General features: G+C 39.1%; 23 protein-coding genes. 12 read left to right on the forward strand and 11 right to left on the reverse strand.

The genetic code is table 11. The features are described 5' to 3' along the window. Positions 1-10 precede the first annotated feature (10 nt). Both V7O67_RS10400 and sfsA read right to left on the reverse strand, forming a co-directional pair. On the reverse strand, positions 11-1,408 hold the full coding sequence (locus tag V7O67_RS10400) for a sodium:alanine symporter family protein (protein ID WP_342304895.1): 1,398 nt from the start codon (positions 1,406-1,408) through the stop codon (positions 11-13). Continuing rightward, entirely contained in the window at positions 1,405-2,202 is a 798-nt protein-coding gene (sfsA, locus tag V7O67_RS10405; RefSeq protein WP_342304894.1) for a DNA/RNA nuclease SfsA, read from the reverse strand. Before sfsA ends, V7O67_RS10400 begins: the two co-directional genes overlap by 4 nt. Positions 2,203-2,502: 300 nt before the next feature. On the opposite strand from sfsA, the gene V7O67_RS10410 reads away from it, so the two are divergent. Further along, positions 2,503-3,276, forward strand: coding sequence for a carbon-nitrogen hydrolase family protein (locus V7O67_RS10410; protein WP_342304893.1), 774 nt, complete (start codon positions 2,503-2,505; stop codon positions 3,274-3,276). Positions 3,277-3,653: 377 nt separating this feature from the next. On the opposite strand, the gene V7O67_RS10415 is transcribed toward V7O67_RS10410, so the two are convergent. Next, entirely contained in the window at positions 3,654-4,352 is a 699-nt protein-coding gene (locus V7O67_RS10415) for a hypothetical protein (RefSeq protein ID WP_342304892.1), read from the reverse strand. A gap of 241 nt (positions 4,353-4,593) precedes the next feature. Between V7O67_RS10415 and V7O67_RS10420 the strand changes: the two genes are divergently transcribed. Both V7O67_RS10420 and V7O67_RS10425 read left to right on the forward strand, forming a co-directional pair. Continuing rightward, positions 4,594-6,543, forward strand: coding sequence for a VIT and VWA domain-containing protein (locus V7O67_RS10420; protein ID WP_342304891.1), 1,950 nt, complete (start codon positions 4,594-4,596; stop codon positions 6,541-6,543). A 270-nt stretch (positions 6,544-6,813) separates the two neighbouring features. Then, positions 6,814-7,122 (forward strand): EthD family reductase, encoded by a 309-nt coding sequence (locus V7O67_RS10425; protein ID WP_342304890.1) that lies wholly within the window; start codon positions 6,814-6,816, stop codon positions 7,120-7,122. Positions 7,123-7,190: 68 nt separating this feature from the next. On the opposite strand, the gene V7O67_RS10430 is transcribed toward V7O67_RS10425, so the two are convergent. Beyond that, on the reverse strand, positions 7,191-7,559 hold the full coding sequence (locus tag V7O67_RS10430; protein WP_406669985.1) for a transcriptional regulator FilR1 domain-containing protein: 369 nt from the start codon (positions 7,557-7,559) through the stop codon (positions 7,191-7,193). Positions 7,560-7,671: 112 nt separating this feature from the next. Continuing rightward, positions 7,672-8,094 carry a hypothetical protein gene (locus tag V7O67_RS10435; RefSeq protein WP_342304888.1) on the reverse strand — a complete coding sequence of 141 codons (423 nt, stop codon included), beginning with the start codon at positions 8,092-8,094 and terminating at the stop codon, positions 7,672-7,674. Positions 8,095-8,683: 589 nt separating this feature from the next. Between V7O67_RS10435 and V7O67_RS10440 the strand changes: the two genes are divergently transcribed. Both V7O67_RS10440 and V7O67_RS10445 read left to right on the forward strand, forming a co-directional pair. Next, a complete protein-coding gene (locus V7O67_RS10440) occupies positions 8,684-9,100 on the forward strand; it encodes an HIT family protein (RefSeq protein WP_342304887.1) in 417 nt (138 codons plus the stop codon). An 86-nt stretch (positions 9,101-9,186) separates the two neighbouring features. Continuing rightward, positions 9,187-9,387 carry a transcriptional regulator gene (locus tag V7O67_RS10445; RefSeq protein WP_342304886.1) on the forward strand — a complete coding sequence of 67 codons (201 nt, stop codon included), beginning with the start codon at positions 9,187-9,189 and terminating at the stop codon, positions 9,385-9,387. 552 nt (positions 9,388-9,939) lie between these two features. Here the strand turns inward: V7O67_RS10445 and cdhA are convergent. Together cdhA and V7O67_RS10455 are read right to left on the reverse strand one after the other, a co-directional pair. Continuing rightward, positions 9,940-12,345, reverse strand: coding sequence for a CO dehydrogenase/acetyl-CoA synthase complex subunit alpha (gene cdhA / locus V7O67_RS10450; RefSeq protein WP_406669986.1), 2,406 nt, complete (start codon positions 12,343-12,345; stop codon positions 9,940-9,942). 760 nt (positions 12,346-13,105) lie between these two features. Further along, positions 13,106-13,618, reverse strand: a complete 513-nt coding sequence (locus V7O67_RS10455; protein ID WP_342304884.1) for a nitroreductase family protein — start codon at positions 13,616-13,618, stop codon at positions 13,106-13,108. Positions 13,619-13,704: 86 nt separating this feature from the next. Here V7O67_RS10455 and V7O67_RS10460 point away from each other — a divergent pair. Continuing rightward, a protein-coding gene (locus V7O67_RS10460; protein WP_342303728.1) for an IS1 family transposase occupies positions 13,705-14,387 on the forward strand; the annotation gives its coding sequence in 2 pieces (ribosomal slippage) (positions 13,705-14,031 and positions 14,034-14,387; 681 coding nt in all). 176 nt (positions 14,388-14,563) lie between these two features. Here V7O67_RS10460 and V7O67_RS10465 read toward each other — a convergent pair. Together V7O67_RS10465 and lysA are read right to left on the reverse strand one after the other, a co-directional pair. Continuing rightward, positions 14,564-15,034 carry a VTT domain-containing protein gene (locus tag V7O67_RS10465; protein ID WP_342304883.1) on the reverse strand — a complete coding sequence of 157 codons (471 nt, stop codon included), beginning with the start codon at positions 15,032-15,034 and terminating at the stop codon, positions 14,564-14,566. Positions 15,035-15,558: 524 nt separating this feature from the next. Beyond that, a complete protein-coding gene (gene lysA / locus V7O67_RS10470) occupies positions 15,559-16,818 on the reverse strand; it encodes a diaminopimelate decarboxylase (protein ID WP_406669987.1) in 1,260 nt (419 codons plus the stop codon). Between the two features lie 223 nt (positions 16,819-17,041). Here lysA and V7O67_RS10475 point away from each other — a divergent pair, with 223 nt between their 5' ends. The 3 genes from V7O67_RS10475 to V7O67_RS10485 all read left to right on the forward strand — a co-directional run bounded on the left by V7O67_RS10475 (position 17,042) and on the right by V7O67_RS10485 (position 18,717). After that, positions 17,042-17,551, forward strand: a complete 510-nt coding sequence (locus V7O67_RS10475) for a hypothetical protein (RefSeq protein WP_342304881.1) — start codon at positions 17,042-17,044, stop codon at positions 17,549-17,551. 195 nt (positions 17,552-17,746) lie between these two features. Next, positions 17,747-18,448 (forward strand): pirin family protein, encoded by a 702-nt coding sequence (locus V7O67_RS10480; RefSeq protein WP_342304880.1) that lies wholly within the window; start codon positions 17,747-17,749, stop codon positions 18,446-18,448. A gap of 14 nt (positions 18,449-18,462) precedes the next feature. Next, positions 18,463-18,717: a TfoX/Sxy family protein gene (locus V7O67_RS10485; RefSeq protein ID WP_342304879.1), complete on the forward strand. Its 255-nt coding sequence runs from the start codon at positions 18,463-18,465 to the stop codon at positions 18,715-18,717. Here the strand turns inward: V7O67_RS10485 and V7O67_RS10490 are convergent. Next, positions 18,699-19,433, reverse strand: coding sequence for an NAD-dependent protein deacylase (locus tag V7O67_RS10490; RefSeq protein ID WP_342304878.1), 735 nt, complete (start codon positions 19,431-19,433; stop codon positions 18,699-18,701). The two genes, V7O67_RS10485 and V7O67_RS10490, sit on opposite strands and share 19 nt — an antisense overlap. Before the next feature lie 185 nt (positions 19,434-19,618). Here V7O67_RS10490 and V7O67_RS10495 point away from each other — a divergent pair, with 185 nt between their 5' ends. Beyond that, positions 19,619-20,563, forward strand: coding sequence for an IS5 family transposase (locus tag V7O67_RS10495; RefSeq protein ID WP_342303665.1), 945 nt, complete (start codon positions 19,619-19,621; stop codon positions 20,561-20,563). A 569-nt stretch (positions 20,564-21,132) separates the two neighbouring features. Continuing rightward, a complete protein-coding gene (locus V7O67_RS10500) occupies positions 21,133-23,652 on the forward strand; it encodes an ATP-binding protein (protein ID WP_406669988.1) in 2,520 nt (839 codons plus the stop codon). On the opposite strand, the gene V7O67_RS10505 is transcribed toward V7O67_RS10500, so the two are convergent. After that, positions 23,630-25,564, reverse strand: coding sequence for a hydantoinase/oxoprolinase family protein (locus tag V7O67_RS10505; protein WP_342304875.1), 1,935 nt, complete (start codon positions 25,562-25,564; stop codon positions 23,630-23,632). The genes V7O67_RS10500 and V7O67_RS10505 overlap by 23 nt on opposite strands. A gap of 122 nt (positions 25,565-25,686) precedes the next feature. Here V7O67_RS10505 and V7O67_RS10510 point away from each other — a divergent pair, with 122 nt between their 5' ends. Beyond that, on the forward strand, positions 25,687-25,983 hold the full coding sequence (locus V7O67_RS10510) for a hypothetical protein (protein ID WP_342304874.1): 297 nt from the start codon (positions 25,687-25,689) through the stop codon (positions 25,981-25,983). Positions 25,984-25,990 lie beyond the last annotated feature (7 nt).

Here is a 25,990-nt window from a genome sequence, read left to right on the forward strand (position 1 = left end):
CTGTTAAATTTCAGTTTTCAGATTCAAGAGATTTGAAATAATCTTTTGTTTCTGATATCACTACTTTTCTAAGTGCTGCCAGTGCTATGAGATTTGGAATTGCCATGAGCCCGTTGAAAATATCTGCCAGTATCCATATCGCATCCAGTGTCAGGAAAGCACCGATGAAGACCAAAACTACATAGATCATCCTAAAGGGAAGTATAGCTTTTACTCCGAAAAGGAATTCCGTACACCTTTCTGCATAATAGTTCCATCCCAGGATGGTTGTGAAGGCAAAGAACATCAAACCGATACCAACTACATAACCACCGATGCCCAGAACGCTGGAATAAGCCTGATTGGTCATGTATGCACCGGCAAGTTCGCCTTTCCATGAACCTGTCATTATTAGGACTATGCCAGTCATTGTGCACACGATTATTGTGTCAAAGAATGTGCCGGTCATGGAGATGAGACCCTGTTTTGCCGGACTTTTCACTTTTGCCGCTGCTGCTGCTATTGGTGCACTACCAAGTCCTGATTCATTGGAAAATACACCTCTGGCAATGCCAAATTGCACCGCCATCATGATGGAAGCTCCCAGAAATCCACCTGTTGCTGCTGTCCTGCTAAAAGCTGACTGGATCACAAGAGAGATAACAGCAGGCAGGGAACTGATGTTCAGTGCTATTATTAAAATGGAGCTGAGCACGTAGGCGATCGCCATGAATGGAACTATGAATTCTGCAACTCTGGTGATGCTTTTCACACCTCCTATGGTAACGAGGAATACCAGTAGCGAGATCACTATGGCAGTTTGCAGGGCAGGAAATCCAAAGGTTATCTTTACTGAATCCACAATGGCATTGACCTGTGTGAAGGTTCCAATACCCATGCATCCCACGAATATCCCAAAGACGGCAAAGGCTTTTGAGAGTATACCACTATACGATTTGTCCGCAAGACCGTTTTTGATGTAGTGCATGGGACCGCCGGCTGCCTGTCCGTTCTCATCGAATGTCCGGTACTTCACAGCCAGAGTACATTCTGCATACTTTGTTGCCATTCCAAAGAATGCGGCCATCCACATCCAGAACAGTGCTCCGGGTCCGCCTACTTTTATGGCTGTGGCGACACCCACTATGTTTCCAGTACCTATGGTCGCAGCAAGTGCAAGTGTGAGTGCACCAAAACTGGATACATCCCCCTTTGAGCCTTTTTCTTCGTTATGGTGACCAAATACATATTTTAAAGCAAGTGGCAGGTGCTTTATCTGGATAAAACCAAGACTGAATGTAAAAAAGACACCGGTGCCAACGAGCAATAGCAGTAAAGGCGGACCCCAAATGAAGTCATCCACTACTTTGAGATAAGAGAGCAGTTCAGTTGAGTTCAGTGTAGACAATATGGAGTCCACAAAGCTCATTCAACCAGCCCTGTTTTTTCAAAGCAAAGCGGGATCTCCGACAGATAGTAAATACTGTTGTTCTCAAAAATAAACTGCAATGGGAAGATCATAACACCTTTTTCCACCGCTTGTATCATAGTTTTTGTGAAATCAGGATCGATCTTCCAGTTAGGAGTAAAACACCCTGCATCAGACCTGAGAACCAGAATGATGATCGCTGCATCATTTCCCTCGTCCACAGCACGTATGAGTTCCTCAAGATGACGTTTGCCACGGGTCGTTGGAGCATCCGGAAACATAGCAATGTTATTCTCCGCCAGTGTACAGCCTTTAACCTCAACCCACGTACGCTTTACATTTTCCTTTCCCTTTTCCTCCCCCTCAACTTCATTAGTCTCAAGAAGAAAGTCCAGCCTGCTGTCACCAAATTTCTGCTCAGGAATTATGTTATCAATATCTTTCAACTCATCAATAACCTGATTCTCCAGCACCCACTGAGAAATCTGCCTGTGAAATGCAGAGTTGATAAGTATCCACTCATCCCCGATCCTGCCTGCAATTACATCCCATCCGGTCTTTCTGTTAGGATTACTAGCCTTCCTCAAAAGCAGCCTGTTACCCGGATAGAGTATGTCAATGAGCCTGCCGGGATCATGTACGTGAGCTTTTTCCTGTTTTTTGATACCGCTGTCATCTATTTCCACGATTGCAAGGAAACGGTTTGGTCGCTCTATGAGGATGGCTTCTGTGTCTGTTTGGATTTGGAGGACTTCTGTGCGAGTTTGGGAAGATACTGGAATTTTTGCCGTCATGCCTGTGTTTATGATGTGTTTGTATTCAATAAAGACATTATGTAAAGAGTTGATAAGTGCAAATCAGAATCCCATAGCGTTCAGTTGAGGATATATACGACGTGTAAAAAGTGTACACTTTTTAATTTTTGATTTGAAATAATTTCCAGATACTATTTTAAAGTTTTAGGATTTATAAGAAATATGAGGCTATTCTTGGATTTTCGACAATACTGGGATTATAATGTTTCATAATACCTGTTAGTCTTGTACTAAACAATATCATTTCCCACAGAACTTCTCTAAGGAAGGGATAAATGAATGAAAATAACGGTATGCGAACTCAAAAATGAAATGGACATATTTGAAGACGAATGGCAAAAATTGGTGGACCACGTCAAATCTGAAGAGAGCGAGTTGGTGGTACTGCCTGAAATGCCATTTTATCGCTGGGTTGCTCAAACTAACCAGATTGATGCAAAAGTATGGCGAGAATCAGTTGAAATTCATGACCTTTGGATGTCACGTTTAATAGAATTGGCACCTGCAATAGTTGTGGGTTCCCGACCGGTTATCAGCAAAAGGAAGCATTTGAATGAAGCTTTTGTTTGGGATGAGGTGGCAGGATACAAGGCGGTTCATCATAAATACTATCTACCAGATGAAGAATGGTGTTGGGAAGCTTCTTGGTATGAGCGCGGAGAAAAGGATTTCACCATAATTCAGAGTGAACGAGCACGAATAGGATTTCTCATATGCACAGAGTTGTGGTTCAATTTTCATGCCCGTGAATATGCCAAACAAAATATCGAGTTACTTGTTTGTCCCCGAGCGACAGATATTAGTTCAGTCGACAAATGGATTGCAGGAGGCAGGACTGCGGCGGTGGTGTCAGGAGCCTATTGCTTATCTTCAAACTTCAGTTATGGAGATGGAGATTCTTTTAAATGGGGAGGCAACGGTTGGATTATCGAACCAGAGAATGGAACTGTTTTGGGGACAAACTCACATAAACATCCATTTTTAACTCTCGAACTTGATTTAAGCGCAACATATGCCGCTAAACTTACATATCCTCGCAATGTAATTGATTAAAAAACATTGATTTTTTAAATCAACTTTAGCGTTCTCAACAAATTGATCTCATTGATTTAATCGCTAATGAATGTGTTTATTCAAAATAAACGGTTTATCATCCTTAATATTTGTCTTCATATAATGGAACGTATCTTAGAGAATACCATTCTGACCCACAAAAAAACAAAAAAAATCGTAACTATTCAGCCTACCACAATTAGCCTATTGATACTGATTTAATCAAAACGGAGATGTTTGCTCACTAACAACCTAAGAATCAAAAAAGCAATCAATGGCAACAATCAAAATTAATGATCCTAATAAAATGTAGGTCTCAACTTTTTGTCAAGATTGCTATTGATAGTGTTTTTATCAGGCTGAATAGTTACAAAAAATCAAGCAAAAGCTTTCAGCGCTGAAACTGCAGCTTTCTTCAAAAATCCCTTGCATTCAATATCAAGAGTGCCACTATTAAGTGAAGATGACAACTGACTCGTGGGGTCATCACTGTGAAGTATTGCCTTTATAGTAGTCTCATCGGTTAAAACGGATACTGTGGGGTCGATTCCGCTGCTTGAAGAAACTTTTTGGAACTCTGTGATGACACCATCTTTTGTGACGGCTTTTATCTTCAGGTTGGTGTTATCATTCTGTGCAATATCAAGAAGGATAACATCATTTCCTGCAACCTTTTTGACCACATCGGGGACTTCATCAATGCCGTTATTGTAATACCCGACATACCTCTGCATTTCGCTGTAAAGATCGGGTTTTACAGGTTTTGCATAAGCTCCTTCGATAGATTGTGTATTTGCGGTCTGTGTTTGAGAAGCAGATGAACCGGAATCATAATTCGAGTTTGAACTTGAGCTTGAACCAGACTTGTGGGTTTGTGGTGATGTTGCAGATATTGATTTACCCTCATCTGTGTTTTTGTCTGTCAGAGAGCTTAAGATATCATGTTCATCCAATTCATCCTTTATGACATCCACAACGCCTGCCAGTGACAGGTTTGAAAGCAGTAGAGCGATCAGGATCGTTGCAGCAACTAAGAGAATCTGTTTTCCATCCCGCTTTTTAGTATCCACTCTCATAATTAAGCAGTAGTTATGTCAGGTTTAAAAGGACTATGTCCATGAAATTTGAAAGTATGTACCTGAAATAAAGAAGAACTGGATTCAAAACCTGTGAAAAAAGTGTTCATTCTGTACTACTGTTTAAATTCACTAGGTTTATGTAGTAAAAATTCTATATTGTGAGGCATAACAGACCGAATAGCAATTCAAAAACAGGACTTTCAGCAAGTTGCCAGAATTGTTATCAGGGGGAGTCTAAATGAAAACAGGAGTAAGTAAACAAATTTGTCTGCCATTAGCCATTCTTTTAGCAATCTTGTTAGCAGCCTCACCAGCAATTGCCACTGCATCGATCGATTACATGAACATTGATGTTGATATCAACAACGGATACGCAGTAACTACCGTAGAGCAAAAAATCACAAGCAACGAAGATGAATCAGCCTATGACGATTTCAGTATATTCAAATCAGAAGAGGCATTCATATCAGGTTTTACCCTGATGATCGATGGTGAGGAATACAACTCCGAGGTGCTTCCAAAAGGACAGGCTGCAGAAGAATTCGAGGAAGCCGTGTCTGAAGGAAAATCAGCAGGACTACTGACAGATGCAGGCAAGGACAGGTTCAGCTACGCATTGAACTTTGAACCTCATCAGAGTATTATCGTCAGGCTGACCTACGAGCAGGCGTTGAAAAAGACCCTTGGGGAATATGAATACACTCAGCCGCTTCGAAGTTACCACAATGTGGACAACCTATCCTTAAATGTGGACATCAATTCTGTGAACAAAATACTCAGTCTGGAAACTTCCGGATTTGACGGAGCTAATGTAGAATATATCTCATCCACCAACGGACAAGTAACATATAATTCAGACTCCATGCCTAATTCAGATCTTAATATCATTTTCACTACCAATGACCCAGAACTAAACGGAGATATGCTATTTTACGAGACAGCCGGTCAGGGTTATATGATGCACATATTCTCCCCAACTGAAGAAGACCTGGGTACAACAGCACTTAGCAAGGACATCATCTTTGTGATTGACAAATCCGGCTCCATGGAAGGAGAAAAGATGAACCAGGTCAAGAGTGTGTTTTCGGATATCATCTATGGTCTGCCATCCAACGACCGCTACAATGTGATCTTCTTTGACAGTGAAGTGCACACTTATTCGGAACAACTGATGGAGGCTAATGCAAGTTCCAGAAAAGATTCCATCGAATTCGTGGACAGCTTAAGAGCCGATGGTGGCACAAATATCAATGATGCACTGGTGACTGCACTTGGAATGTTCAGTACTAAAAGCGAGAATGTCCCGATCATTGTATTTCTCACCGATGGCGAACCAACTTCCGGTGTTACTTCCACGTATGTTATCCGTGAGAATGTCATGGAAGCTAACAAGGCAGAAGTTTCCACATTCACCATTGCTTTTGGGATCGAACGTGAGGAGTATTATGAGTACCTGAGGGTGCTGAGTTTGGAGAACAACGGCAAAGCAGAGCGTTTCACCTCCACCAATAGTGCAGAAGAAAGTATCAGCGATTTCTACGCAACCATATCCACCCCGTTAATAACAGATATAGAATTTAGTTACAACGCAAAGGTGTCGGATATTGTGAACACTGTAGAAAGCAGCCTGTTTGCAGGATCAGACGCAATTGTACTGGGTAAATACAATACAGGAACCAATACTATAAACTCAGAGATACAGGCGACCAGCCGCTCAGGAACCCAGAAATTCAACAACCAGTTCACAGTAATTTCAAAATCGGAAAATTCCTTCATTCCAAGATTATGGGCTTACGAAACTATCAACGATCTGCTTGACAGGATCAAGGTGGAAGGCGAAACAGACGAACTTGTTGCATCAGTCACCGACCTCTCACTGGAATTCGAATTTGTGACTCCATACACCTCGCTCTTTGTAGAGATACCTGAAATCGAGGAAACTGATTCTGTAAACAGTCCACCTCCCGGCGATATGTATGCAGACGAGGAAATGGTTGTGGATGATTCCGAGGGTGGAGATGAAGTAATGGAAGAAATGCCTGTGGAAGAGGAGATGATTGAAGCAGAAATAGGTGAAGACCAAGATATGCCCATTGAAGAAGCTGAAGCAGAATCACCCGGATTTGAGACATTGTATGCTGTTGTGGGAGTTGTGGGAGTGATGTTGTTGTTAAAAAGACGTGAGTGAAATTTTTGTGTTAGATGGAGAGGTTCAGGTTGAACCTCTCTAAATGATAAAGAGATATATACGACATGAAAAAAGTGTATGCTAGTTTTATTAAAACATTAATTCTAGACTAATATTATATAGTTGCCTAACACACCTTTGTATTTATTCTATATCAGTAATAATGTTTAGTATTTTAGATTCAAAAATTTATTGTATCTTAAAATATATATTATCTATGCATAGCATCTTTGCACATTATTTATGGGTTATTGTAAAGGGGGAGTAGGAATGCCAGATAATATAGGTTTTGTCGTAGTGTATCAAATGCCAGAGGATACAGAAGAATTTGATAAGCGATATCAGGAACATTTAAGTTTGTTTAATAAGTATTTTGGAAATATTGTGGATAATAGTAAAATTTTAAAGTTAGATGACGGGGTGTTTTATCAATTTAGTATAGTAGAATTCAAATCGGGTACAGACTTCGACACCGTGATGAATTCTTCTGAAATGAAAAACGTGATTGATGATGTACTAAAATTCGTTCCAGAAGATAAAGTGAAACTCTTGCCAATAACACAAACTCTCCCTTGTTAACAATAGTGAGCAAGACTTAGAGTGTATTTTTTAATATAGTTTTTAAATGAAATTCGTTAAAACAATATTCACAGCTCACTTACCAACACAGAATCCTTCAAACAGTACTCAAAGAGCTCTTTTCCCCATTTGAGTGAATCTTTGGTAGAACATAGAATATGTTTGTTGTCAAACTCACCGTTTTTCGTCTGTAAACTTGCAAGTATGTGGTGATTATCAAATGTAAAGAACGAGAACTCCATTTTTTTGGTGTAAACATAAAAATTGAAATACTCATTTTCAATGAATTTCTTAAAATCTACAGAGTGATGTAGTTTTATCTTTTCGAGTAACTCTTTTGAGACAATCATAAAAAAATCGTAACTATTCAGCCTGATAAAAACGCTATCAATAACAATCTTGACAAAAAGTTGAAACGTAAATTTCATTAGGATCATTTATTTTGATTGTTGCTATTGATTGCTTTTTTGATTGTTAGATTGTTAGTGAGCAGACATCTCTATTTCGATGAAATCAGTACCAATAGGCAAATCGTGCCAGGCTGAATAGTTACAAAAAATCTATCTTTTTTTCAATCGATCCAGAGATTATTTTATGATAATCTGGATATAGAAGTGCGGTAACCACATAGACAGACTTTGTCGGACTGGAATTGTCATTAAACTTTTCATGAACAGTATACATGTCTGCCAGGGAAGGATTAATTATCTCATGATTTCTCATCTTACTTATCCTTTTGAGCAGATGAGGCGGAATAAAGTCAACGTTGTGATTTCCCCAGTAGACAATGTCTTTATCGAAAACCTCAATTGTCCCTAATAATGGAACCATTTCGTCAACTACCAGCTTTCCGATGTTTGTCAATTCATAAGTATCATCGTAATGAAAAACGAGGTGCTGTTCTTCCAGAATTTTTGTCTGCGGAAGTAAAGCCTGTCTGGTTGTTTTTAAAGACTTAAGAAGTATCTCCATTTTCTGGGGCTCATTTTGTAACAATAGGAGCACATTCTTTCTTTTATCGGACTTAAAAACGATATCAAGTAAACTTTTTTTATGTGCACTAAATCCTGTTCAAAATGTGTGTGTTTTTAGAACTATGTGAAGCTAGAATGTTAATATTAAGTTGTTATGCATAAAGTTTTGCCTCTACTTCTCTAATTTTCCACTATTCACCGACGAGAATAGTCAAAATGGTTGACCAGCCTTAGCATTATTTTCTATATAATGCAAATTTACACAAAGTCCAATAACATTTTTAAAAAAAACAAAATATACCCCGTTTTTTATTCTGATTAAAAAAGGGCGGGTTCTCTAACTTTAATTTACATCATAGAGTAAAATGATGAGGGAGGGGGAAGTCGTTACCATGGAGGCTCCCGTAAATAAAAAAAAAGGGTGAGGGGGTTTGGGGGAGAGGGGAAAAGCTTATGGTTATTTCAAGATTGTGTTTATTGTTAAAATGAGGAATTCTACAGAGTCCAAAGTACATTTTGAGGTTCATTCAACCATCTCAACAACAATAATTAAATATTCTAACAATCAAAGAAAGAGGGTGATACATATGGATTGTTTATTCTGTAAGATCGTTGCTGGCGAGATTCCTTCGAATAAGGTTTATGAAGATGAATTTGTTTATGCTTTCCTGGATATATTTCCCAGTTCTGAAGGCCATACAATTGTTCTTCCGAAACAGCACTTTGATAGGTTCACGGACATGGAGGAGAAAGATGCAGCTTCGTTGTTCACTTCGGTGAACAAGGTTGCAAAGACCGTAGAAAGAACGCTTGGACTGGAAGGAATGAACATAGGCATCAACAACGGGGAGATTGCAGGACAAACTGTACCACATGTGCATGTTCATATAATACCCAGACGTGCAGGAGATAGCGAAGGAAACATGCATACCATTGTAGAGTTGCATCCTTCAACAGATAACATTGCAGAACTGGCTGAAACAATAAGCAGGTCATTCGATTAATATAACCGTTCTACCTATTACATTAGTATCTATCAAAGCTATCACATTTATTGCATTTATTACGATCAACTACAGGAGTATAAAATATGGCAGACGATGAACAGAAAGTACTTGATGCACTTAAAGATGCAGCAAAACCACTCAGACCTGGTGACATTGCAGAAGCAACCGGTCTTGAAAGCAAAGAGGTCAGCAAAATACTCAAGAAACTCAAGAGCACAGATGCGGTCTGTACTCCTAAAAGATGCTTCTATGCACATGCTGACTACGAAAAACCAAGTGAATAAAACCTTTTTACTCTTTTTATTCTATTTTTTACATTGATTTATTCCACTTTTATTTTTCAACCATCATCCCTGGCTTAATATGGTTATTTCAATAGCCAAGTAATGTTGAAAAAACTCTTACACCGGGAACACTTGATAAATATATCAGTACCATTGGTACATTCTACAAATCGTTTTACATTGAGATCCCAAAATTACCAAGGTCAAAAAATAAGGTGATACCCCTTAAAGAAAATACGAAGAAGATTAAGATGGAAGATATTCAGCAGGCGCTATTTCAAAGCTTATAGTAGGATTTATGAAAATGCAGGCATGAGTACGACGAAGGGCTCATTCAACACCTTCCGAAGCCACAATTTGCGTAAATTCTTCAAAATATCGGCATCTTCTTAGGTCTATCAAATGTTTTTTAGTGGAGCGACTGAGTCCATTATCCGGTGTATGTGGAATTCTGGGTCATCAGTTTTGCAACTACCTTTAGCTAGGTTGGCTCTAAGCTTTTTACACCATATTTTGTGGATACTGAATATTTATTGTACCGTAAGCCGGAGATTATGCTTCCTTACAAAGTCTTTTTAGATTAGTCGGTTGGGCTGAAACATCCAGTTTCATAGACGGACCTGAGAGAATCTTCTTCTTGTCCCAGTCGATCTCCCATCCATGTTCTTCTTCAAGCATCTTAAGAAGTTCTCCACGCTTTGCAAGAGGCAGGTCTGTTTCGGTCCTGACAAAAGTATGCCAGTCATCAGGCATTATTCCAAGATACTTCTGGCTGAGTTCAATATAATGAGTGAGTTTGATCATCCTACCCATATTATTATCACTCGGACGTATGCAGCTCTTGGCAAGCATTGGCATTAGCTCTTCAATAGTCTCCACCGTTGTCAGCAGGTATTCAGGCGCAGGCGGTATTGGCATCACTTCACCATTACGTGCATCGTATACTTTCCATTTGTCCGTATCATATGGTTTACCGATTATTGCCCTGCGGAATTTCGAGCCGTGTGGTCCGACAACTACGGGAATTCCAAGCCTGTTACATCCGGAACCGATAGATATGGCCTTCTGGGAGTATGCTCCCCATGCGACACCAACAGCACCGATACGATTTGTGATGTAGTCGGCGATCTCTTCGTAGTTACCGGATACCTGCCTCTGGGCAAAGATAGCGGCAACCTTGATGGTTGTTCCTGTGATGTGTGAGTTGGAGACGCATGAACCTACATTGATCAGGTTACCTGCAAGGAACTTTGCCGGATACTTCTCATAAAGTGTTTCTCCATCTTCATTCTTGTACATTCCAAGGTCCATTGCAGAGCATCCGGACATTACGACTATGTAATTCCTCTTGAGCATTTCATCTGCAACTGTGTACAGGTCTTTTGTACCGTCAGGATAATTGGAACATCCTACCATTGCAATTATTCCTGGTGTTGTTCCAAGTACGAGGTTTACACCCTCTTCACGGATCTCTGGGTCACTGATCTGTCCTCTTCCAACCCTTACTTTTCCGATCTCTGCCCGTATGATCTTCTGTGCCGCCTTCTCGATCACATTCAGTACAGGAATATCTTTTGGGCATGAATTGTCGCATCTGCCACACCCTATACATTTGTCACGGAGTAGCTCAAATGGTTCCAGATCTCCACCTTCTGCAGCAGTCATTGCATCGCTGATCGGCAGATTAGTCGGACACGCAAGCTCACATGCCAGGCAGTGGACACATCTTGACGTAAGTTCTTTGAACTCGTCTTCGGTTGGGAGGCCCCTTATGCCCTTTTCGTCGCGTATGGTCGCCATCTTTTGCACAAGACGTGGTGCCAGCTCTCCAAGCTTATCAAAGTCAAGCATGAGCGCACCCGGCTCCTTTCCACTGGCCAGATCATTAAGGACTTCATCTACACTGTCATCTGACCTGTCCGGAAGGCCATACATTATTTTTGCATTGGTGGTGATCACAGGAATCATGAGCTTCTGTGCCTCTCTGAGGACATCGGCACGCACACACTGCTCATCAACAACAACGACATCCGGAACACCTGAACGTATCATCTTCAGCTGTTTGGCAAGGGTACTGACTATCTTTGCTTTTGGGGCTTTCCCGCCCTCTGTCTTATAGCGGGTCATGTCAAGGGCGGTACAGCACAGTCCACCAAGTTCTATCTTATCAAGAATATCATGATCTTCCATGTAATCAATTATATTGGAAACACCCGCCATATTGTGCCCTATAACTATCAGGACAGGTTTTGTGGAATCGATAGTTCCCATCCCTATCTCTGCAAGAGGTGTTTCAGGCTCTCCCTTTGGGAATCCCAGACATGAGATCTGTGCGATATCAGATACTTCCATTCCCACATGGTCGAGCATCCCGGCGTGTAGGGCTTTTGACTCGAAATCGATAGCTTCACCTTCCTGGCCCATATGGATTGTTGCTATAAGCTGAGTTAGCTGTTCTTCTACATACACCAGCACCGCTTCAAGATCACCGATTGTTTCTGGTTTGTATCCTGTGACAGTCTGGGTGTTAGGTGCTTTGATGTTAGATAGCCCCACATCAATGGGATAATCCCTGCCGAATTTTTCAATCAAATAATGAAGAAGGTGACGTCCGTGTGCAGAGTGGGCCGCGGCTCCTACTATCGTACTAAACAGGAACTCCCGCGCGGTCTGACCTTCCAGATTGATGCCACAAGCTCCTTCTTTATTACCAGTCAGATCACATGTACCGAATGTACAGTAGCTGCATTGGTCGGAGGTCGGTGTATACACAGGTTCGTACCGATCAAGCAGTTTAAAATCCCAGGCTCTCAATGCTGCTATTCCGGGTTTTGGTGTTGGTCCACCCTCTCCTTTATCTTCAATCTCCTTTTCGATAGCTCCTACAATGTTACTAACATTGATCTGAACGTTTTCCAAGTCTTCGATGGAAATCTTACCTGAAGTTAGCTTACTCATTATTCCTTACCCCTTATTCTCCCAGTGGTTTATTGGTTAGGCCAAAAATCAGTGTTATGAAATATTAAAAACGTATCAATAGCTGTTTATGTCTAGGTCATTTGCACTACTATGAAGACCTCATATATAACCAAACAGTCATCGCATATAACATTACTGCTGTTTATAATGATTATTCATGTAGTATGCTTTTACCTATATACTACAGGACATGATTACGATATACAAGTCATAATTCATCCTCCTGCTCAATTACAATTCAACAACATTATGCCAGAGGTCGTGGATGTTGCAGTATGAAAAGGTAAAACGATGATTCACTTGATTTGATACTTACTAAAAAAGAATTTGATATATTCAGGAACATTTATGGAAGACTACTGCTCAATAATAATTCAACGTCTGCATTTGAGTCAGCCTATGAAATGCTGAACTCTTATCTAATAATCAGCCCGGAGTTCCATGATACTCATGAAAATGTAAGTTTCAAACAATTAAAAATGATGTAAAGAAAAAATGGAAATTTATTAGTAACTATTCAGCCTACCACAATTAGCCTATTGATACTGATTTAATCAAAACGGAGATGTTTGCTCACTAACAACCTAAGAATCAAAAAAGCAATCAATGGCAACAATCAAAATTAATGATCCTAATAAAATGTAGGTCTCAACTTTTTGTCAAGATTGCTATTGATAGTGTTTTTATCAGGCTGAATAGTTACATTTATTATTCCATATTTATAACTTTATGTTTAGGTTTACCCATACCTGTTATAGTAAACTTTACTCTCAATGTACCTGTCCGCAGGAGCTACTTCCTGAGCTGGATGACCAATAACAACCAGTCCCAGAGGAATTACTTTTTCTGGTAGTGCGAAAGCTTTTCTGAAACCTTCTACACGATCTTCCATTGGATAGGAACCTGTCCAGACAGCACCAAGTCCCAGTGCATGAGCAGCAAGCAAAATGTTCTGTATGGCTGCCGAACAATCCTGTACCCAGAATCCAGGAGCCTTTTCCTGACTCGTGTCCCCACATACAAGGATTGCAAGGGGAGCCCCACGGCACATAGCTGCGTAGGGACTATATTCAGGGATCTCATCGAGCAGTTTTCTGTCATCTATCACCACAAATGCCCAGGCCTGTTCGTTAATTGCTGAAGGCGCATTCATAGCGGCAGACAGCAATTTCTTTACCATTTCATCAGATACAGGTTCTTCTGTGTACTTCCTGATACTTCTACGTGTGTGAATAGCTTCTAAAACTTCCATGTTAAATCCCATTCCAATTAAAATATAACAAAAAAGGGCTTTGGTAATTAAACATCGTTATATAATATGATGGCCTCTTTTTATATATGAATTGTCCAAAGTGTAAGAGTTCCAGTCATAAGAAGAACGGTAGGATTGATGGTCGACAACGCTACAAATGCCATGATTGTGGATACAACTATTCAGTAGATATAAAATCCACCGCTAGCCCCGTATCTGTTAAGCGACAGGCTTTACAACTCTATCTGGAGGGGTTGGGATTTCGTTCAATTGGACGTTTTTTGGGCGTTAGTCATGTTTCTGTTCAAAAATGGATTCGAAAATTTGGTAGTGAATTAGAGGATCTAAAAAGTGAAAATGAGATTTCTGTTGTGGAATTGGACGAGATGCATACTTATATTGGGAATAAAAAAACTACTGCTGGATATGGATTGCTGTTGATAGATATGGGAAGAAATTCATCGATTGCTCTTTTGGCAGCAGAGGAACAAAAACAGGACAAAAACTCTGGAAAAAGTTAAAGACAAAAGAGGTTGGGGAAGTAATGACGGATTATTGGAGGGCATATGCCAAGTTAGTCCCCAGAAACATCCATACTCGATCAAAAGCAGAAACATATACTGTTGAAGGATACAACAGCATATTTAGGCATTTCCTGGCAAGACTAAGGAGAAAGTCAAAGTGTTATACTAAAAGTCTTGAAATGCTAAAAATCTCCGTTTTGCTCTTGATGAAATATAGGAATAAAGAACTAGCTATGTTTAATTAACAATGCCCAAAAAAGAATTTGATGTAAAACTACTTAAAGTTTCACTCAAAAACTTTGATTCAAGTGCTCTTTGCCAGTGGGACAATGAATATATGGATCAGCAATGTGTTCTGAAAATATTTTCAGATTGCTAATACAATTTCGGAGTGAAAAATGAAGATAATATTTCAATAGCATCAGATGAGACTATATCCCAATTTTGAAATTTCCAGAATCATAAGAATAAGTGCAAAATTTCCCATAAACAATGGAATTATCATTTTTTTGAATGGAAACCCCACTATTGCAAGTGCTATTGCAATTATATCACTTGGAAGAGGAGATAATGAGTAAAAGAATATGAGCAGCATGATTATCCTGTCATCTAACTTTTTCATGCGCTTTGTCAGGTGGGAAACGTAAACCTCAGACTTACCCTTAATGCATTTTTTACACTTTATACCCAGATAATAGAACAACATATCTCCAAAAGTAAGACCTGCACTTGCAACTAAAGAGAACCACAAAGAATTAACTCCACCAAAAGAAATCGCGATAAGTGCCGTGTAAAATGTGGTAGAGGTAAATGTGGAAACACCACCTATCAGAGACATTAGGAAGATAAAAATGTAAACATTACGAACTCCCAGTCTTTCAACGATTTCCACGGGAGGATAATAAAAAAGAAGGTAACTATTCAGCCTGATAAAAACGCTATCAATAACAATCTTGACAAAAAGTTGAAACGTAAATTTCATTAGGATCATTTATTTTGATTGTTGCTATTGATTGCTTTTTTGATTGTTAGATTGTTAGTGAGCAGACATCTCTATTTCGATGAAATCAGTACCAATAGGCAAATCGTGCCAGGCTGAATAGTTACAAAAGAAGAATCGACCATAAGACTACGAATAGGATAATTGACCCAATGATCTTAATATTTCTTTTATCATTAGAACTAGAGCATTTTCCCATTTCACAATCGTTTCTTTTTGCTGGGAACATTTTTTTACTTTTTATCGTCATTTGACCTCGTAATAAATTGAACAGCTACTGGTAAATAAATCATGTCGTTGCCGAAGTGTCCTTGAAGCCCAGGAAGTCTCAATTTGCATACCTATCATATGATCAGAAAAGATCTGAGAAAAACACAAAGTTAAAAAATAGAGAACAAATGAATACCGGAGTATTATTAAAAGTCATTCAGATCCTTAAAATCCAGTGTTGCAAAATAGTCATCAATTGTTTCAGCTCTTCTGATTTGCATGAAACTGCCGTCTTCATTCAACAGTATCTCAGCAGATCTTAGTTTGCCGTTATAGTTGAAGCCCATTGCATGACCATGAGCCCCGGTATCGTGAATCACAATAATGTCACCCCTCTCAACTTCCGGAAGTAGCCTGTCAATAGCGAACTTGTCATTGTTCTCACAAAGAGAACCGGTAACATCGTATAGATGAGTCAACTCTTCATTTTCTTTACCAAGCACAGTTATGTGATGGTAGGCTTCGTACATACCCGGACGCATCAAATTAGCCATACTGGCATCCGTACCTACATAATCCTTATAGATTTGCTTAAGGTGCCTTACAGTAGTCACAAGATATCCGTAAGGTCCGGTTATCACTCTTCCGCATTCAAGATATATCTTAAGCGGATGCAGCCCATTAGCTCTGATATTTTCATCATATGCATCCCTGACCCCTGTTGCTATCTTTTCATAGGGTACAGGTTCCTGTTCCGGCCTGTATGGAATACCGATGCCACCACCAAGATTCACAAACTCAAAACGTATGTCAAGCTCATTTGAAAGCTCAGCGACCAGCTCGAATAGTATTCTGGCAGTTTCAACAAAGTATTCAGGCTCAAGTTCATTGGATGCAACCATTGTATGAAGTCCGAACCTTTTGACACCCTTTTCCTTCATTATTTTGTAGCCTTCAAATAATTGCTCTCGTGTAAAACCATACTTTGCTTCCTCAGGATTGCCAATAATAGTATTTCCCTTCTTAAGAGAACCAGGATTATACCGACAACATACAAGCTCAGGCAGACCTGCAACTTCTTCAAGGTACTCAATATGACTGATATCATCAAGATTTATAATAGCACCAAGTTTTTTTGCCTTGACAAATTCTTCAGCAGGAGTATCATTGGAACTGAACATTATATTTTCACCGGTAATGCCCGTTTTTTCTGCCAGCAGGAGTTCCGCCATGGAACTACAGTCAGCTCCAAAGCCTTCCTTTTTAAGGATTTTCATGATATAAGGATTCGGTAAGGCTTTCACTGCAAAATATTCCCTGAAACCGTTGACTATGCTAAAAGCTTCCTTCATTTTTCTTGCATTATCAATTATTCCCTTCTCATCATATATATGGAAAGGAGTAGGATACTTTTCAATTACCTCTGTAATCTTTTCCTTTGTGAATGGAACTTGTTTTGACACCATTGGTCTCCCTCTTTAATTGTCTGGTTCCTTAAAACTCGGTCCACAAATAAATAGTTGATTGGAAAAGTATCAAAATGGTATTACATTCCTGTCTTTTTTAGAACGCAGAATATTTATATGACTTGTTCGCATATAATAAAACAATTAGGGGTTATATGGTTTCGGACCGATTCGAAAAGGACAGTTTACGAATACCTGAGATTGTAGAAAAGAGGATATAGGAATGAATGACAAGGATCATTACGCCAGTGATGACGACTCGCATGATAAGATCACAAGTATTGATGAACTGATAGAGCACATAATGAAATTGTTCTCCGCCAGTCTCAATGAAAATAATACTAAGCCTGTGATACATGGTTTTACAATAATCAACCAGCCAGGGAAAAAACCAACAATATTTGGCTTTAAGGGTCAAACCGGGGCTGAACCTTTCGACTACGAAGATGAAGATGAGAGCGAAGGGGATTTCTACATATTCAACCAGGAACCTTTCATAGATATCTTTGAAGCAGAAAATAAAGTATTCCTGCTGGCAGACCTCGGGGTTGAAGAAGATTGTGTGGAATATCACGCTTATGAATCGCATGTGGAAATAACTGTAATTACCAGCGGTACAGGTTATTCCAGAGTCATAGACCTTCCCTGCAATGTAGATCCGGCAAGCATGGCAGTATGCTACAAGAACGGTGTACTCGAACTTGCGTTTGAAAATGCTGCTGCTACAGAATAAGCGGCATTTTTTATATTCTGGTCTTTTAATTCTTTTTTAATTCGATCCTACCATTTTGAATGCTTCTATTCTATTCCCGATTATTTTTCACTTAGCTTCGGCGTTGAACACTTCCGAAGACATACTGAAACATACCTGACAGTCAAATACTTAAACACTAATGTCAGATTAGACAGAAAATCAGGAATAATCATCATGATAAAGATTGTAAGATCAAACGAAAGACATCTAGTGGATACAGAATCATCACGAAGTTACTGGCTATTTTCCTATTCAGATTATCTGGATATGAAAAATACACATTTTGGCGACCTTAAGGTTTTTAACGATGACATTTTGCTTGCAGGAAAAACATTCAAGCCAGAATCCGTTAACAACAAGGAAATAATCACGATAGTTCTTAAAGGAGAATTGACCCATGAGGACAGCACAGGAGCAAAAGATGTCTTGAAAGCAGGTGATGTGCAGGTAATGTCTGCTGGCGAAGGCATATCTTTTTCAGGAATGAATCTCACAGACGGAGACACACGCCTTTGCAGGATGTGGATAAATCCATTAAGACAGAACATGGCACCTGCAACGAATAAAAAGAACTTTGATGTGGTCGCACGGAAGAACGAGCTCATTCATGTCGCTGGACAGGGGTACTCTGGTGCTCTCAAAATACGTGCCAATGTAACTGTATCCATTACAAAGCTGGAAAAAGGAGAAATGTTCGATCTTCTGACTGATATTGCCAGATATGTTTTTATTTATGTAATTGAAGGAAAGCTTGATGTCTGCGGGGAAAAACTTGAAACTCATGATCAGGCTCGTATCAACCAGAATGAGCCATTAGTTATCAAAGCGGAAGAAGATGCCTTTTTCATTCTTGTGGATGCAACTGGCAAGTACTGAAAAAAGGAAAATATATGGGTGATCTTGCCAAACTTCCGAATATCGGCAAAAAGCTCGAAGAACAGCTTGAACAGGTTGGAGTGAAAACTCCGGCCAAACTCAAAGAACTTGGAAGCAGGAAAGCATTTGAGAGAATAATGATAGTCGATGAGAATTCATGCAAAAACAAGCTCTACGCACTTGAAGGAGCTATTCGGGGAGTATGCAACCATCATCTGCCAGAAGATGAGAAAAAAGCCCTGAAAGAGCATTACCTTTCCTTGAAATGATCAGAGAGATAATTGAAAACATCTCCAAGCTCATCGTACTTAAGATATGCATATCCATCCAGAGGCGTTTCCATATTATTGACGATCACAAGTTTGCCCCCGGCTTTCAATGAACACAATGGAAGACTGGCCGCTGGCTGGACTACAAGTGATGAACCAATGACCACAAAAAGGTCGGCATTGGAACTTGCATCAATAGCTCTTGTAAATATATCCTGGTCAAGCATTTCCCCGAAAAATGTGATATCCGGCTTGATCAGACCCGCACATTCACTACAATATGGAACTTCATTGTTTTTTAATTGCTCACAGACTTCATCATAAGAATAATTCCTGTTGCATGCAAGACACCTGTGATTTGCAGGTGAACCATGAACTTCTAAAACATTAATGGAACCTGCTTTCTGGTGAAGCAGATCAATATTCTGAGTAATAACAGCCTGAACGTGTCCTTCTTTTTCCAGAGAAGCCAAAGTATCATGAATTATGTTTGGCTCTTTAGTATCAAGATTGTAGATAAAATCCTTTGCATGTGTGTAAAAATAAACAGGGTCATCCCGGAAATATTCAAGGTCGAATACCTTATTTGCATCATATTTTGCGTACAGACCATTACTACCCCTGAAGTCTGGAATCCCTGAAAAGGTTGAAATACCAGCTCCACTCAAAAAAACACAGTTCTTTGAGGTTTCCAGAAGTTCAGCCAATCTATGCATGATTATATTTTACACTTCAGGATTATATATCCTTTTTCTTTTAAGTGAAAAGGCGCGATGTTGCACAATTCAGAATAAAAAGATAACGGTAGAAGTTCAGTAAAATATAGAGGATTTCGATAAACTACCATCAATACCCATACAATTTAATAAAATATAAATAATAGCAAAGCAAATTTACTATTATGGATTCTTTTACTGATTTTGCCTTAAATGAAGAATATAAGCGTCTCCAATCTGTCGGAGATAAGCTTGCTGAAATTGAATATTTAGTAGATTGGAAGCCTTTTCGCCCTATTCTGGAGTCAATGTACATAAACAGAACAGCTTCAGGCGGACGGCCTGAAGCTGATGTTATTGTAATGTTCAAGATGCTTGTTCTGCAACAATGGCATGGTCTTTCTGATGCTGAGCTTGAAAAGCAGTGTATTGACAGGATATCCTTTAGGAAATTCCTGGGATTTCCTGAATATGTACCAGACAGTACAACTGTCTGGTCATTCAGGAAGAGAATTATCGACAATGGTAAAGAAAAAGCGGTGTGGGATGAAATGCAGAATCAGCTTGATGCTCTTGGTTTGAAGATTAAAAAAGGAATGATCCAGGATGCAACTTTTATTCACTCAGATCCAGGACATGCAAAAGCAGATGTACTCAGAGGAAAAGATGCGAAAACAAGAAGAAGCAAAGATGGAACCTGGACTAAGAAAAATGGTAAATCTCACTTTGGATACAAACTTCATACAATTATTGATAAGGATTATGAACTAATCAGAAGATTTGAGACAACAACTGCATCACTTCACGATTCACAGGTTGATCTGTCTGAAAAGGGTGAAGTGGTGTATAGAGATAAAGGATATTTTGGAGCAATAGCAAAAGGTTTTGCAGCAACAATGCAACGAGCTGTAAGAGGACATCCTTTAGGAATAATGGATATCCTCAGAAATGAAAGAATAAGTGTGAAAAGAGTCCCTTGCGAAAGAGTGTATGCAGTGACAAAAGAAATATTTAAAACCAGAAAGGTTCTTGTTACAACTGTAGAAAGAGTGAATGCAAAAATGTTGATGACAGCTTTTTGTTTTAATCTGCATCAATTGAGGACACTAAAAACCAAAGGAGTAATTTAGGATAGCGGGAGCTATACTAAAAATAAGGATTAATGAAGAGAAATAAACAAAATGATAAAAAATGAGAGGATATAATTGAGTTTGAATACTTTAATGATCTAAAATGAGGGAATATCGAAATCCTCTATAAAAATTGACTTTGTTGAATACAAATAATTTATAATGATTAAATGAGAACAAAATTATATGATTCCCAATTGAGTAATCTTATATACTAGAAGAAAAAGAATTTTATAAAATAATTAGAATGTCGGAGCTGCATTTGTATTTAAGTATTTGATGATTGTGATAAAATGAACAACAAAGTTCAAAAGAAAATATTGTTAGTGTCTTTTTTTATATTAATATTAATTGGCATAGTGTTGTTTCATATAAACACACTTGAATCAGAAGACAAAATTGCATGGTTCGCCTTCCTTTCACTACTGATTAGTTCTATGATAGTTCACAGCATGAAAGTAACAGGGCTAGAACGGAAGCTTGAAATTGAGATAAAAAAAAATAAAGACTCTTATGGAATACTTCTAACCAAATACGGAATTGAAAACACGTTATTGCAAATTACTTCCATGCTTACTTTTTCAGAGAAACTCGATGAGAAGATAGAAGAATCACTGTCAATGCTTGGAGAATTATGTAATGCAGACCGTGCCTACATATTTAAACAACAGCTAAACTCTGAACTAATTAGTAACACACACGAATGGTGCGCCAGCGGAGTAAAGCCTCAGAAAGATATACTTCAGGAACTTCCAATATCAATATACTCATGGTGGATGGCTAAGCTCAGCAATGGTGAAGCGATCCACATCAGGGACTTGAATGAACTTCCTCCTGAAGCAAAAGCTGAAAAAGCACTTCTCGAAGAACAGGACATTAAATCACTTATTGTTTTACCTTTCAAAATAGAAGGTGAACTTGCAGGTTTTATTGGTTTTGATAATGTAAAAGAAACCGGAGAATGGGACGAAAAAGATATTGAAACCCTTAAAACTTTCACAAATATACTGGGAATGGCCTTCCGAAAAAGAGCCATATCCAAAGATCTTGATATGGAAAGAAAACAATTGCTTTCGGTTTTTGATAGTATCGAAAATCCAATCTATGTTTCTGACCCATACACTCACGAAATACTTTATGTCAATAAATACCTGAATGAAATATTGGATAAGAATCCTATTGGAAAGAAATGCTATAAAGAACTCCAGAGACTTGAAGAGCCATGTAATTTCTGCACAAACCCGATAATACTCGAAAATAAGAACAAGTCACATCAATGGGAATATTATAACCCCATTACGTGCAGAGATTACATAATTTCTGACAGAATCATTAAATGGCCGGATGGACGTGATGTCCGCTTGGAATTAACTCACGACATCACAAAAATAAAGGATGCTGAAAGAGCTCTAAAAGAAAATGAAGATAATTTTAAGAAAATAATTGATAATTCTCCTTTGCCAATAGCTATAATGGATTCAAATGAATATTTTGAATACGCAAATAAAAGACTGACAGAAATACTGGGATACACAATAGAAGACATACCTACCATGAATAAGTGGTGGGAAACTGTTTATCCAGATAGTGAATACCGGAAAACTGTTCGTAATAATTGGGAGATGATTTCCAAAAAGCAGGAAACAGGCATGAGTGGCGAATGGATTGTATCTTGCAAAGATGGAACAGAAAGACAGATTGCATTCTATTTTACAAAAACAAATAATAATGCTATTTTTATCCTCAATGACCTGACCAACTTGAAAAGAACTGAAGAAGCCTTATTGCTCGACGAATCGTGCCTTGAAACTTTACATGAACTAAGCCTGATGAACATCTCCTCGATTGACGAGATAAAATCTTTTGCACTTGAGGAAGGAATTAAACTAACACAAAGCAAGATGGGTATGGTTGTACTTTTTGATGGAGAGAATGAAAAATATACTACAGATACATACCCTGAAGATATATTGTTCCTGAATAATATCAACAAGGAAATATTCGTTTCTTTACTTGAAAGTACGGGTTTCTTGCCAATGTTGCTTGAAGTGAAAAAACCAGTGATACTAAACCGGTCCTCACATGACATTAATTCACCGGAATTTACATTATGCAGAAAGCTTTCAATTGAGTCTTACCTTACCGTGCCAATACTTAATGAAAATGAAGTTGTGGGATTTGCAGCTGTTGCAAACAAGGAAGGAGAATACACCGCTTCAGATCTCAGGCAGTTTGTCCTTATTACTCAGATGATGGGCAGAATGATATTACTCAAAAGATCAGAAGATGAACTTAAAACATACAATCAGAAGCTAAGGGATATAAATTCTAAACTTAGCAAGGCAAATGATGAACTACATTCCCTCGATGAACTAAAGAGCAATTTCCTTTCGACTATAAGCCATGAACTTAAGACACCACTCATTTCCATAATGGGATTCAGTGAGCTGGTTGGAGATGAAAGCCTGGGTTCACTTAATAAAGAACAAAAGAAAGCAATGAATGTAGTTAGCAGTAATTCCGGACAATTGAAACGTTTGATAGAATCATTACTTTTCATGAGTGCACTGGAGCCTAAAAATTATATTTACGATTTCAGTAATATTTCTATTAAACCAATTATAGAGAAGGCCCTGTCAGTTATTTCTGTAGAAAATACGGATAAGAACCTCATTATAGAGAACAAGTTACCTGATGAACTGTATCTCGTAAATGGTGATTCGAACTACCTTAGCGAATTGTTCATCCACCTGATAGATAATGCTTTCAAATTCACACCATCTGAAGGAAGAATATCCATTTATGGCTCAAAGAAGAAAAGCGACATCCACATTGTTATAGAAGACACCGGAATAGGAATACCACAAACCAAGGTAATGAAAACCTTTGATAGTTTTTATCAGCTTGATGGCTCCCTGTCCCGTAGATATGGTGGAGCAGGTATTGGATTGAACATATGTAAAAGAATAGTCGAGGATCATGGTGGAAAACTGTGGATAGAGAGTATGGAAAACGTGGGAACAAAAGTGCACATCACACTTCCCGTAGTAAAAAGTGCACTATCGCCTAGTCTTTCAGAATCATCATAGGATTTCCTATGCCCACAACTATTACCCTTGTCTCCAGAGGAGGATGGGACCAGTTTTCGGGTGAGACAGTCTTTTTAGAAACAGTGATCTTTGTATCTTCTTTTAGTATACCACACCGCATCTCATAATCCAGCACAAGTTCGGTTCCAAGCTTCGTTGCGAATTCCACTGCATCAGCATATCTCTGGAAACGTTCCCTGCCAACCGGAGAGAAAAGCAGGAAATCCTCATCCGGATTCTCAATGGAAGCCGGCATAATCGAAATTTCGATTCTCTTCACGCCTTTACCTGCAAGAGCACCAACTGCATTTCCAACATCTGCAAACTCAGGAACCGCCACATCTGCTTCGATAAGGGATCTGAGTTCACTGTCGTATGCCTGTGCAGGACCCCCCAGCAATACCACTGGCAACTCTACCTTGAATTTTGCAGGATATTCATGACTCAGCAGGTCTGCTATCACTTCATCCGGATGGTGTGGCAGTATATAGGACATAAGATCAGCTGCTATGTTCTTCGCTATGAGTTCCCTTACATAGGCACAGAAATCATATTTACCCTTCTGAACATATCTTGAGAGATTAAGTGCTCCGATCTCCGCAGCATTCACACCCCATTTTGTGTATACACCAAGAACATGCAGTGCATCAGTCGGAGTGAAACCAATTCCCTGTATAAGACGCTTTTTTACAAGTGAGTCGAGCACTTTTGTGGATGTGTTCCTGTTCAGTACATCTGACATCTCAAGTGCTGAAACAGGCTCTGATCTCATAAGATCAAGCACTGCTCTTTCATCATTATCAATATCCAAAGCTTCGTAACCAGTCCTGACAAAGAATTTGGTCGGCTGGAAATTCTCATCCATGATACCTCTTGAAATAATCCTGCTCCTTTTAAGTTTGCTAATAAGATCAGGATATGTCTTTGATGCAACACAAAGTGGAATCACTCTTCTGGGACCTATTCTTACCCGTCCGTCCGTAACCCAGATATGACTGTCTCCTCCGGTTGCAGATGTTTCCATCTTCATAGCTCTTACACGGGTCTTCCAGCCACCAACAACAGCTCCCGATGTACTTATTTCAGGTACACCATTATACAGCATGGAAACATCGGTACTGGTTCCTCCGATATCAATTACCGCACATGTGTCCATCTTTGAGAGATAAGAAGCACCTAAAAGACTTGCAGCAGGTCCGGAAAAAATAGTCTCAATCGGTCGTTCAAGAGCATCTTCGATATTATAGACAGAACCGTCACACTTGAGCATCAGAAGGCGGGCATCGATACCTCTTGCACGGATATCCCTGATAACCGAGTTAACGAACTGGTATGTGATAGGTATCAACTGTGCATTCAGTACAGCAGTCACAGCTCGCTCATAAGCACCCAGTTCCTGAGAGAGTTCATACCCACAGACAACCGGCATTCCGGTCATTTTCGTGATGAGTTCTTTAACTTTAATCTCATGATCAGGATTACGAACACCGAAATAAGCTGAAACAGCATATGCTGAAACCTTTGTCTTTGTACTGAGAATAAATTCCTCTATTGAAGAAAGATCGAGTTCACAGACTTCATCGCCTCTGGTATCATGTCCCCCGGAAGCACATAGAATATACTGCGATGGAAATTCTGTTTGTGCCGGTTCCTCTCCTACAATTATAAGACCAACAGCCTTTCCCGTACCTTCAAGAAGGGAATTGGTTGAAAGAGTGGTCGAAACGGACACCAGATTCACATCCTTCAGAAGTTCCTGGTCAAGTGAATCAAGAACGTTCTTTATACCTTTCTGCAGATCAGGATACGTTGTAAAAGCCTTTTTTGAATCCACAATAGTCCCGTCTGAGCCTCTAAGAAGTACTGCATCTGTATATGTTCCACCGGCATCGATACCAAGACCAAAGTGCATTTCCTATCACCTTTTTTATAATAAACTGAACTGCCTTTTCTACAATGGTTGCGAGATATTTAAGTATAATCGTTTCAATAAATTTTAAAATACCTTGTCATTGACAGGAAGAAGGACAAAAAATGAGAGTCGAACATATCGAGAAAGTTCTTCCATGCATAGCAGATTCATGGAAATTGAGAATCATCGCACATCTTGATGAAAAACCGGACCTTCCTTTGATAGCAAAATATCTTGATGGAAAATATTCAGAGAATCTTGGACTGGTAGTGGTAAAGATCGGACTCAGAGAAATGAATTTTTTCCAAAATGGACAGGTCACGGTGAGAATGGTTGATTCTGAACAGGAAGCTATTGATTTTGTTAATAGGAATCTGGCAATGGCTTATCACAAAGCAATAATCTCAGGGGACTTCTAGACAAATT

The sequence above is a fragment of the Methanolobus sp. ZRKC4 genome (assembly GCF_045291305.1).
Lineage (GTDB): Archaea > Halobacteriota > Methanosarcinia > Methanosarcinales > Methanosarcinaceae > Methanolobus.

Coding starts and splice junctions, on each gene's coding strand:
- V7O67_RS10400 (WP_342304895.1), bottom strand. CDS start 1,408: ATGAGCTTTGTGGACTCCATATTGTCTACACTGAACTCAACTGAACTG.
- sfsA (WP_342304894.1), bottom strand. CDS start 2,202: ATGACGGCAAAAATTCCAGTATCTTCCCAAACTCGCACAGAAGTCCTC.
- V7O67_RS10410 (WP_342304893.1), top strand. CDS start 2,503: ATGAAAATAACGGTATGCGAACTCAAAAATGAAATGGACATATTTGAA.
- V7O67_RS10415 (WP_342304892.1), bottom strand. CDS start 4,352: ATGAGAGTGGATACTAAAAAGCGGGATGGAAAACAGATTCTCTTAGTT.
- V7O67_RS10420 (WP_342304891.1), top strand. CDS start 4,594: ATGAAAACAGGAGTAAGTAAACAAATTTGTCTGCCATTAGCCATTCTT.
- V7O67_RS10425 (WP_342304890.1), top strand. CDS start 6,814: ATGCCAGATAATATAGGTTTTGTCGTAGTGTATCAAATGCCAGAGGAT.
- V7O67_RS10430 (WP_406669985.1), bottom strand. CDS start 7,559: ATGATCCTAATGAAATTTACGTTTCAACTTTTTGTCAAGATTGTTATT.
- V7O67_RS10435 (WP_342304888.1), bottom strand. CDS start 8,094: ATGGAGATACTTCTTAAGTCTTTAAAAACAACCAGACAGGCTTTACTT.
- V7O67_RS10440 (WP_342304887.1), top strand. CDS start 8,684: ATGGATTGTTTATTCTGTAAGATCGTTGCTGGCGAGATTCCTTCGAAT.
- V7O67_RS10445 (WP_342304886.1), top strand. CDS start 9,187: ATGGCAGACGATGAACAGAAAGTACTTGATGCACTTAAAGATGCAGCA.
- cdhA (WP_406669986.1), bottom strand. CDS start 12,345: ATGAGTAAGCTAACTTCAGGTAAGATTTCCATCGAAGACTTGGAAAAC.
- V7O67_RS10455 (WP_342304884.1), bottom strand. CDS start 13,618: ATGGAAGTTTTAGAAGCTATTCACACACGTAGAAGTATCAGGAAGTAC.
- lysA (WP_406669987.1), bottom strand. CDS start 16,818: ATGGTGTCAAAACAAGTTCCATTCACAAAGGAAAAGATTACAGAGGTA.
- V7O67_RS10475 (WP_342304881.1), top strand. CDS start 17,042: ATGAATGACAAGGATCATTACGCCAGTGATGACGACTCGCATGATAAG.
- V7O67_RS10480 (WP_342304880.1), top strand. CDS start 17,747: ATGATAAAGATTGTAAGATCAAACGAAAGACATCTAGTGGATACAGAA.
- V7O67_RS10485 (WP_342304879.1), top strand. CDS start 18,463: ATGGGTGATCTTGCCAAACTTCCGAATATCGGCAAAAAGCTCGAAGAA.
- V7O67_RS10490 (WP_342304878.1), bottom strand. CDS start 19,433: ATGCATAGATTGGCTGAACTTCTGGAAACCTCAAAGAACTGTGTTTTT.
- V7O67_RS10495 (WP_342303665.1), top strand. CDS start 19,619: ATGGATTCTTTTACTGATTTTGCCTTAAATGAAGAATATAAGCGTCTC.
- V7O67_RS10500 (WP_406669988.1), top strand. CDS start 21,133: ATGCTTACTTTTTCAGAGAAACTCGATGAGAAGATAGAAGAATCACTG.
- V7O67_RS10505 (WP_342304875.1), bottom strand. CDS start 25,564: ATGCACTTTGGTCTTGGTATCGATGCCGGTGGAACATATACAGATGCA.
- V7O67_RS10510 (WP_342304874.1), top strand. CDS start 25,687: ATGAGAGTCGAACATATCGAGAAAGTTCTTCCATGCATAGCAGATTCA.